This window comes from Polaromonas sp. (assembly GCF_049790275.1).
GTDB lineage: Bacteria > Pseudomonadota > Gammaproteobacteria > Burkholderiales > Burkholderiaceae_C > Polaromonas.
The window spans coordinates 1-8,960 of sequence record NZ_JBAQYR010000043.1; the positions used below are offsets into that span (position 1 = coordinate 1).

Below are 8,960 nucleotides of genomic sequence, written 5' to 3' on the forward strand. Positions count from 1 at the left end.
AGCTGGTGCACCTGCGCATGCTGGTGGAAGCGACGCTGGACTTTCCGGAAGAAGACATAGACTTCCTCCAGAAGGCCGATGCCCAAGGCCAGCTCGACCGGCTGCAGCAGACACTGGCCGCCGTACTGCAGCGCGCGCAGCAGGGCGCCATCCTGCGTGAAGGCATCAAGGTCGTCATTGCCGGGCAGCCGAACGCCGGCAAGAGCTCCCTGCTCAATGCGCTGGCCGGAGCCGAGCTGGCCATCGTGACACCGGTGGCGGGCACCACGCGCGACAAGGTCAGCGAGCTGATCCAGATCGATGGCGTGCCGCTGCATGTGGTGGACACCGCGGGCCTGCGTGACAGCCTGCTGCCCGAAGTTGATGAAGTGGAAAAAATTGGCATTGAGCGCGCGTGGACGGAAATCCAGAGTGCCGATGCCGTGCTGTTCCTGCATGACCTGACGCGCCAGCAAACGCCGGAGGACCTGCGCATCGCCATGAATTACATAGCGGCAGATGCAGACATCGCGGACGCCATCGCTGAAAGGCTGCCTCCAAACACGCCGGTGATTGATGTCTGGAACAAGGCGGACCTGGCAGGCCCCGGCGTTCTGGCTACGGTGTCTTCGGGCGTTCTCATTTCTGCCAAAACCGGCGCCGGTTTGCAGCAGTTGCGCCAGCAGCTGCTGCAGGTCGTGGGCTGGCAGGCGGCACCGGAAGGCGTGTTCATGGCGCGGGAGCGCCATGTGCGCGCCCTTCGGCAGGTCGACGCGCAACTGGCGCGAGCCGCGGCACAGCTAGGCGCACCGGTGCCCGCATTGGACCTGCTGGCGGAAGACTTGCGGCAGGCCCAGAATGCGTTGAGTGCCATCACTGGCCAGTTCACGCCCGATGACCTGCTGGGTGAAATTTTCTCGAAATTCTGCATCGGCAAGTAGCACGCCAACTATCGGCGTGAACGGGATACATGTGCCTTGTGCGATGTATCAGGTGTAAACGGGAGTTAACGTCCCTTGCGGCGTGGTCGTCCTGAAGGTTATCTTCCATTCACCATGAACGCACCCCTCCCGACTTCGGTTCGCTTTGACATCCAGGGCCTGGCCAGCGCCATTGCGCACAGCCATGCGAGCGATGCCCTGCGCTGCCAGTTCAATTCGCAGCAGTGGGAAGTGCTTGCTACCTACATGCAGCCTTTTGCCTTGCAGCAGGGGCAGTCGCTGATCGAGCAGGGATCGGCCGATCAGACGCTGTATTTCATAGAGAGCGGCACACTCAGCGTGCACTACGAGGACGACAAGGGCCGCGTGCGGCTCGCCATGGTCGCCGCCGGGTCAATGGTGGGCGAAGGCGCATTTTTCTCGCGTCTGCCGCGCAGCGCCACGGTGCAGGCATCCAATGCCTGCAAGCTCTGGTGCCTGACAGCCTTGCGTTTCAAGGAGCTGTCGAACCGCCACAGCCCCATCGCACTTGAATTGGCGCTGGCCATGGGCGGGGTGCTGGCCAAACGTCTTTACAACCGGCCCAAACGTGTGGCGGTGACCTGAATTGACAGGCTGCCGTTCCCCGGATGTAAAAGCAGTGGTGGGACGGCAACAAGGCGGTCAGAAAAAATCGTTACACGCTGTGCACTCAAACCGCGATAGCGTGATTTATTGCAGGGATGCGTGCCGGAATCTCCCGGCGGTGAGTTCGGCCCGCCCAACGCAGGCAGGTTTCAGAGCAGGACTCAGTAAACTTGGACGAAGACGTTGCGCAAATTTTCTTCGCAACACCAACCCTGATCGCTGCATGCGCGGCTATCGTTTTTCAGGCGCAGTTGATGTCACTTTTTAATTGGTTCTCCGGTAAATCCAGTGAAGACGAAGGTCTTTCCGTCCAGGCACACCCTGACAGCGACAGTTCCGGCCTGACTCGTGACGAGCGTACCCGCCCGGTGGCTGGTGCACGGCCCAAAGCATCGGTGCCCGTGCCGCTGAACAACCCGTCCGAGCAAAGCGGGCAAAAAACCCAAAGGCATGCCAAAAGGGAGCTGTTGTACGCCGCTGTGCGCGAGGCCATGATCCGCGCCGGTGTGCTGTCGGCCAGCTATAAATTCAAGGTGCTTTCACTGGATCCGCGCGGTGACCAGTTCATGGTCATGATGGATCTGGCGCAGGAGTTTGGCGGCCAGACCGAACGCCTGGCGGAGATCGAAGTCCTGATTGCCCAAAGCGCGAAGTCGCGCTACAACATCCGGGTGACGGCGGTCTACTGGCGCATGAACGAGCTGGTTTCCGTTGGCCGGCCTCCTCGCCCCAGCGCCCATGCCGTTGCTGCCAGCCAGCCCTCGCACGCCGAAACTGCCAAAACGGTGCCTGCCATGGCGGCTGGTCCGGTGCCGGTTGCTGCAACGGCCGCTGCCGAAGTTGCCGTTGCGGAACCGGTGGTTGCTGCGACGGCGATGGCCGAACCGGCCGCTGTCACCCCTCTGGCTCCGTTGCCCAAGCGTCATGAACCCATTCAGGCCGATGAGGTGACGGCGTTCAAGCAGGCCCTTGCCGCTGCATCAGCCAGCGGCATGCCGCAGCAGCGTCCCGACAAAGGCCAGGCCGATAAAAGTGAACGAAGCGCTTCGCGCTCCTACACCCTGCTGACAGGGTTTGAAGATACCGAGATGCCCGAAACGCCGGTGACGGTGCCCGCGCTGAGTGCCACCCAATATGGCGACCTGATTTGATCAGGAGGCGCTCGGCAAAAGGGTGCCGGCGCCTGAATGAAGAGTCAGACAGGCCTTCAGCCCTTATTCCGCGGGCGTTACCAGCTATCAAATTGGTAGTATTTCGCGCGACGACTTAATGCCCGTCGAAATCCAGCAGGGTAAACAGCGGCAGCCCGCTGGCGCGTAACTTGTCGGAGCCACCGAGTTCCGGCAGGTCCACAATCGCGGCGCCTTCCATCACACGGGCGCCCAGTTTTTCAAGCAGTTTCTTGCCAGCCATCATGGTGCCGCCGGTGGCGATCAGGTCATCGATCAGCAGCACCCGGTCGCCGGGTTTGACTGCATCGGTGTGCAGCTCGACAGTGGCACTGCCGTATTCCAGTTCGTAGGTTTCCTGCACGGTGGTGAAAGGCAGCTTGCCTTTTTTCCGGATGGGCACAAAGCCGATGTTGAGTTCATAAGCCACCACGGCGCCAAGAATGAAGCCGCGCGCATCAAGCCCGGCGACCACGTCCGGGCGCAGGGCCGGGTCCATGTAGCGGTGCACAAAAGCGTCGATCAGCACGCGAAAAACCTTGGGGTCCTGCAGCAGCGGCGTGATATCGCGAAACTGCACGCCCGGCGCAGGCCAGTCAGGGACGGTGCGGATGTGGCTGCGGAGGTAGGGGCCGTAGTTGAAGGAGTCGCTCGAGGCGGACATGGGTTTACTCGGAAGTTCTGCGGGCCACCATTTTGCCCCGCGCCCCGGCCATCAGCCGTCCGGACACGGCATGGGTGTCAGCCGCGCAAAAGTTTCTGCTCGGCCAGCGCCAGGGCTTCGGACCGGCCCGAGAGCACCAGGGTGTCGCCACCCTGAAGCCGGGTGTCGTCCAGCGCTTCCAGGGCCTTGCCGCTGCCGCGCCGCAGGCTGACCACGCGCACGCCGGTCGCATGCAAGGCAAACTCGCCAAGCTGCTTGCCGACGGATTTGATGCCCAGCGGCAAGGTGACGGTGGAAAGGCGTTCCTGCTCCATGTCACCTGCTGTGTCGTCGTCGGCTCCGCGAAAGTAGCCACGCAGCAGGTTGTAGCGCGCATCGCGCTGGTCCTGTACCACCCGGATTACGCGGCGCATCGGCACGCCCACCAGTGCCAGCGCATGGCTGGCCAGCATCAGGCTGGCTTCGATGGCCTCCGGAACCACCTCGGTGGCGCCGGCGGCCTGCAGCTTTTCCAGGTCGCGGTCATCCACAGTACGCACAATCACCGGCACGGTAGGCGCATGCGTGCGGATGTTGGCCAGCACCTTGAGCGCACTGGCCGTGTCCAGGTAAGTCACCACCACGGCACTGGCGCGCGCCAGGCCCGCGGCCATCAGCGACTGCAGGCGGACCGCGTCACCAAATACCACCGAATCGCCCGCAGCAGCGGCTTGGCGCACCCGGTCGGGGTCCAGGTCCAGCGCGATGTAGGGAATGCCTTCGCCCTCGAGCATGTGGCCCAGGTTCTGGCCGCAACGGCCATAGCCGCAAACAATCACATGTCTCTCGGTGTTGATGGACTTGCGTGCAATGGTGGTCATTTGCAGCGACTGCTGCAGCCATTCACTGGAGACCAGCTTCATCACGATGCGGTTGCTGTACATGATGATGAAAGGCGTGGCCAGCATGGACAGCACCATGCTGGCCAGGATGGGGTTGAGCAGCACCGGGGGAATCAGGTTGTTGCCCTGCGCCAGTGTCAGCAACACAAAGCCGAACTCGCCGGCCTGCGCCAGGTACAGGCCGGTACGCAGAGATACGCCGGCGGTGGCACCCAGGGCCCGGGCCAGTGCGGTGATCATGACCAGCTTGAACAGCACCGGCACGGTGAGCAGCAGCAGCACCAGCGGCCAGCGCTCGAGTACCAGCCGCCAGTCCAGCAGCATGCCGATGCTGATGAAAAACAGGCCCAGCAACACATCGTGAAAGGGCCGGATGTCGGTTTCGACCTGGTGTTTGTATTCGGTTTCGGAAATCAGCATGCCGGCAATGAAGGCGCCGAGCGCCAGGCTCAGGCCGGCCAGCTCGGTCAGCCAGGCCAGCGCCAGTGTGACGAGCAGCAGGTTCAACACAAACAGCTCCTCACTTTTGCGCCTGGCTACCAGCGTCAGCCACCAGCGCATGACGCGCTGGCCGCCGGTCAGCAGCAGCCCGACCAGCACCGTCGCCTTGAGCCCGGCGATGGCCACCGCCATCAGCAGCTTGTCGGGCGAAGTGCCCAGTGCAGGTATCAGCACCAGCAGGGGCACCACCGCCAGATCCTGGAACAGCAGCACGCCCATCACGCGTTTGCCATGTTCGGACTCCAGCTCCAGCCGCTCGGACAGCAGCTTGACCACCACGGCCGTGCTGCTCATGGCAATGGCGCCGGAAAGCGCCAATGCAGTCTGCCAGGACATCTTCCACAGGCTGGGCGCCAGCGCGGCCAGGAACAGGGAGCCGACGGTGGCCAGCACGATCGTGGACGCGACCTGGAGCAGGCCCAGCCCGAAGACGTGGCGCCGCATGGAACGCAGCTTGGGCAGGTTGAACTCCAGCCCGATCACGAACATCAGGAAGACCACACCGAACTCGCCGAGGTGGCGCACCCCGTCGGAATTCTCGGCCAGTGCCAGCGCGTTCGGGCCAATCACCACGCCTACGGCCAGGTAACCGAGCATGGGCGGCAGCTTGAGCGTGCGGCAGGCAACCACACCCAGCACAGCAGCCAGCAAATACAGCAGTGTGAGTTCGAGCGCGGTCATGTTTCGATGGTAGCTGAAGGGTTGTTGCTTATCGGCAGCGGCCATCCATTTCTCCGTGCCGCAGTGCAACCAGCAGGATTTGGGCCATACACCCCTGAGCCCTTCCGCTGATGCGGCTCTATAGAATGCGGGCATGAGCTTTGAACCTGCGAAATTTGATCCCGCGCGAGCGCTGGCGCTGGCCCACAAGACCCTTGAAATCGAAGCGGCCGCAGTGCTTGGACTGAAAGGCCGGATCGGTCCCGAATTCGGGCAGGCGGTACAGGCCATACTGGCTTGCAAGGGACGGGTCGTGGTGATGGGCATGGGGAAAAGCGGCCACGTTGGCCGGAAAATTTCCGCGACGCTTGCATCCACCGGCACGCCGGCCATGTTTGTCCATCCGGCTGAAGCCAGCCACGGCGACCTCGGCATGGTGTCGCCGGGAGACATCGTGTTGGCGATCTCCAATTCCGGCGAGGTCGAGGAGCTGGCGGTCATCCTGCCGGCCCTGAAGCGCCTTGGCGTGACGCTGGTGGCGATGACGGGCCGCGCCGGGTCGACGCTTGCGCAGCACGCCGACATTGTCCTGAACAGTGCCGTGGATGTGGAGGCCTGTCCCCTCAACCTGGCGCCAACGGCGAGTACCACGGCGCAAATGGCGCTGGGCGATGCGCTGGCGGTTGCCCTGCTCGATGCACGCGGCTTCAGGGAAGAAGACTTTGCCCGCTCTCACCCGGGCGGCGCGCTGGGCCGCAAGCTCCTGACGCATATCGAGGATGTGATGCGTACCGGCGATACCGTTCCTGCGGTTGGCTTGCGGGCCAGCTTTACGGAACTGATGCGCGAAATGAGCAGCAAAGGCCTGGGCGCTTCGGCCATCGTCGATGATGCACGCCGGGTGCGCGGCATTTTTACCGATGGTGACTTGCGCCGGCTGATTGAAAAAGGGGTGGACCTCCGGGCCAGCAAAGCCGCCGAAGTCATGCACCCCGATCCACGTACGCTGCATGCCGGCGCGCTGGCGGTAGAGGCGGTTGCGCTGATGGAGCAGTACCGCATTACCAGTGTGCTGGTGGTGGACGACGCGGGCATCCTGTGCGGTGCGCTCAACAGCAACGACCTGCTGCGCGCCAAAGTCATTTGATGTCATCGATGAAACCTCATTCGCCGGCCTTGAATTTCGCGCCACAACTGCTGCTGCTCGCGCAACAGGTGAAGGTGGCTTTTTTTGATGTGGATGGCGTGCTCACCGATGGTGGGCTGTATTTCGGCGAATACCCGGAAGGCGATCCCCGGGCGACACCGCAGGTCGGCTTCAATGCAGCGGGCGAGACGCTCAAGCGCTTCAATTCACTCGACGGACACGGCTTGAAGCTGCTGCAGCGCGCGGGCATCACACCTGCCGTGGTCACTGGACGCGACAGCGCCGTGCTGCGCACCCGCCTGCAGGCCCTGGGCGTGGTGCATGTCCACTTTGGCATCGAAGACAAGCTGCCGGCGGCCGAGATCACGCTCAGGGCGTTGGGGCTCGACTGGTCGCAGGCGGCGTTCATGGGCGACGACTGGCCGGACCTGCCGGTGATGCGCCGGGTCGCATTCAGCTGCGCGCCGGCCAACGCGCATGTGGAGGTCAGGGCCCTGGCCGCCCATGTCACCCAGGCCCGCGGCGGCGACGGCGCGGTGCGTGAGTTTTGCGACCTGCTCATGGTGGCGAGTGGCCGTTATGCCGGCCTGCTCCAGGAGTACACGTGCTGATGGCTGCCAGCCCTGTCGCTGGCGCTGTGCCGGCCTGGCGGGTCGCACTGGACAAGGCGTCACTGCTGTGGGAGCGCAGCGCCATCTACATTCCTGTGCTGCTGATGGGCCTGCTGGCCCTGGGTACCTACTGGTTGGTCAGGAACACCCCTGCTTCCTTGTCGCCCGAGGGCGGCCAGAAAGCGGTCAGCGCCGAACCAGACTACTACATGCGCAAGTTTGGCATCAAGACCTTTGATGAAGCGGGCCAGCTCAAGAGCGATGTTTCCGGTACCGAACTGCGTCACTATCCCGACACCGATACGCTGGAGATCGACCAGGCACTGATCCGCAGCTACAGCCTGGAGGGACGGCTCACCACCTCTACCGGCGACCGCGCGCTCACCAACGCCGACGGTTCGGAAGTCCAGCTGATCGGCAATGCACGCGTGGTGCGCGATGCCGCTGTGGATGCCACTGGCAAAGAGGTTCCGCGACTCACTTTCAGCGGCGAATTCCTGCATGTCTTTGTCAACGACGAACGTGTCAAGTCCCATCTGCCGGTGGTCATCACGCGCGGCAGCGACGAATTTGCGGGCGACACTTTTGCCTACGACAATCTCGACCGCGTGGCAGACCTCAAAGGCCACGTCAAGGGGATACTGGTGCCGCGCAAGGCTGCGGGCGCTGTCCCCTGACACCATGCGCGCCTGGTTCACCTGACAACGCTGATCGCGTTGTCCTTCCTTCGAAAAAAGCCAGATAGCGCAAATCCAGCCGGAGTGTTTCATGTCAAAACTCGTTTTTATCACTGGCGCCTCCAGCGGCATTGGCCAGGCACTGGCCTTGCGATTTTTTCAGGCGGGTTACCGGCTGGCACTCGCGGCGCGGCGCACGGAAGAGGTCCAGTCCTGGGCTTCGGCGCACGGGATAAGCGCAGGCAGCTACAAGATCTACAGCGCAGATGTCTCCGTAAGCGACAGCATCGTGGCGGCTGGTCAAGCCTGCATCACCGCTCAGGGCGTCCCTGATGTGGTCATTGCCAATGCAGGCATCAGTGTGGGCATGGACACGGCCGTGCGCGCGGACCTGGATGTGATGGCGCAGACTTTTGCCACCAACAACATTGGCCTGGCGGCTACTTTCCATCCCTTTGTTGATGCGATGGTGCGGCGTGGTTCGGGCACGCTGGTTGGCATTGGCAGTGTCGCCGGCATCCGCGGCCTGCCGGGACACGGCGCTTACTGTGCCAGCAAGGCGGCGGTGATCAGCTACTGCGAGAGCCTGCGCGGTGAGTTGCGGCCGTCAGGCGTGAAGGTGGTGACCTTGTGCCCGGGTTACATCGACACGCCGCTGACGCAGCAAAACCGCTACGCGATGCCCTTCCTGATGCAGCCAGCTGCGTTTGCCGACAAGGCATTTGCAGCCATCCAGGCGGGCACGAGTTACCGCGTGATTCCCTGGCAGATGGGTCTGGTGGCCAAGTTGCTTCGCCTGTTGCCGAACGTCCTGTTTGACAAGGCGCTGGCGGGCAGGCCGCGCAAACACCGCCAGCAACCAGGCTAGGCGACTGAAAGTGCTACCGAATTTATAGCTGCTCACGCCCATAGATCATGGGCTGCAATGCAAAAAGGCTTCAAAACCGAAGTCTTGAAGCCTTTTAAAGCTGTCTTCAGCCAGTAGCTGAAGAGGCCGTGAGTCAGGGCTTAGTAGCCGCCGCGTCCACCGCCGGAGCCGCCGGAACGGCCACCGCCGCTACCGCCGCCGCCGTAAGGACTGCGGAAACCGCCGTCGCTACCGC

Annotated in this window: 9 protein-coding genes; 7 read left to right on the plus strand and 2 right to left on the minus strand. The window is 63.0% G+C overall.

The window, feature by feature from the left end; translation table 11 throughout:
* The 3 genes from WA904_RS05725 to WA904_RS05735 all read left to right on the plus strand — a co-directional run.
* Positions 1-920 (plus strand): tRNA modification GTPase (locus tag WA904_RS05725; protein WP_425196165.1); only part of this gene is annotated, 920 nt, incomplete at its 5' end.
* A 114-nt stretch (positions 921-1,034) separates the two neighbouring features.
* Positions 1,035-1,526: a Crp/Fnr family transcriptional regulator gene (locus WA904_RS05730; RefSeq protein WP_425196166.1), complete on the plus strand. Its 492-nt coding sequence runs from the start codon at positions 1,035-1,037 to the stop codon at positions 1,524-1,526.
* A 275-nt stretch (positions 1,527-1,801) separates the two neighbouring features.
* Complete coding sequence (locus tag WA904_RS05735; protein WP_425196167.1) at positions 1,802-2,698, plus strand: hypothetical protein; 897 nt, start codon at positions 1,802-1,804, stop codon at positions 2,696-2,698.
* A gap of 115 nt (positions 2,699-2,813) precedes the next feature.
* Here the strand turns inward: WA904_RS05735 and WA904_RS05740 are convergent, their stop codons facing one another.
* Both WA904_RS05740 and WA904_RS05745 read right to left on the minus strand, forming a co-directional pair.
* Positions 2,814-3,380 carry an adenine phosphoribosyltransferase gene (locus tag WA904_RS05740; protein WP_425196168.1) on the minus strand — a complete coding sequence of 189 codons (567 nt, stop codon included), beginning with the start codon at positions 3,378-3,380 and terminating at the stop codon, positions 2,814-2,816.
* Positions 3,381-3,457: 77 nt separating this feature from the next.
* Positions 3,458-5,443: a monovalent cation:proton antiporter-2 (CPA2) family protein gene (locus tag WA904_RS05745; RefSeq protein WP_425196169.1), complete on the minus strand. Its 1,986-nt coding sequence runs from the start codon at positions 5,441-5,443 to the stop codon at positions 3,458-3,460.
* A 133-nt stretch (positions 5,444-5,576) separates the two neighbouring features.
* Here WA904_RS05745 and WA904_RS05750 point away from each other — a divergent pair, with 133 nt between their 5' ends.
* The 4 genes from WA904_RS05750 (at position 5,577) to WA904_RS05765 (ending at position 8,725) form a co-directional block, all read left to right on the plus strand.
* A complete protein-coding gene (locus tag WA904_RS05750; protein WP_425196170.1) occupies positions 5,577-6,569 on the plus strand; it encodes a KpsF/GutQ family sugar-phosphate isomerase in 993 nt (330 codons plus the stop codon).
* A gap of 8 nt (positions 6,570-6,577) precedes the next feature.
* Positions 6,578-7,180 carry a KdsC family phosphatase gene (locus WA904_RS05755; RefSeq protein ID WP_425196171.1) on the plus strand — a complete coding sequence of 201 codons (603 nt, stop codon included), beginning with the start codon at positions 6,578-6,580 and terminating at the stop codon, positions 7,178-7,180.
* Complete coding sequence (gene lptC, locus WA904_RS05760; RefSeq protein WP_425196172.1) at positions 7,180-7,857, plus strand: LPS export ABC transporter periplasmic protein LptC; 678 nt, start codon at positions 7,180-7,182, stop codon at positions 7,855-7,857. Before WA904_RS05755 ends, lptC begins: the two co-directional genes overlap by 1 nt.
* A gap of 91 nt (positions 7,858-7,948) precedes the next feature.
* Positions 7,949-8,725 carry an SDR family oxidoreductase gene (locus WA904_RS05765; protein ID WP_425196173.1) on the plus strand — a complete coding sequence of 259 codons (777 nt, stop codon included), beginning with the start codon at positions 7,949-7,951 and terminating at the stop codon, positions 8,723-8,725.
* The last annotated feature ends 235 nt before the right edge of the window (positions 8,726-8,960 follow it).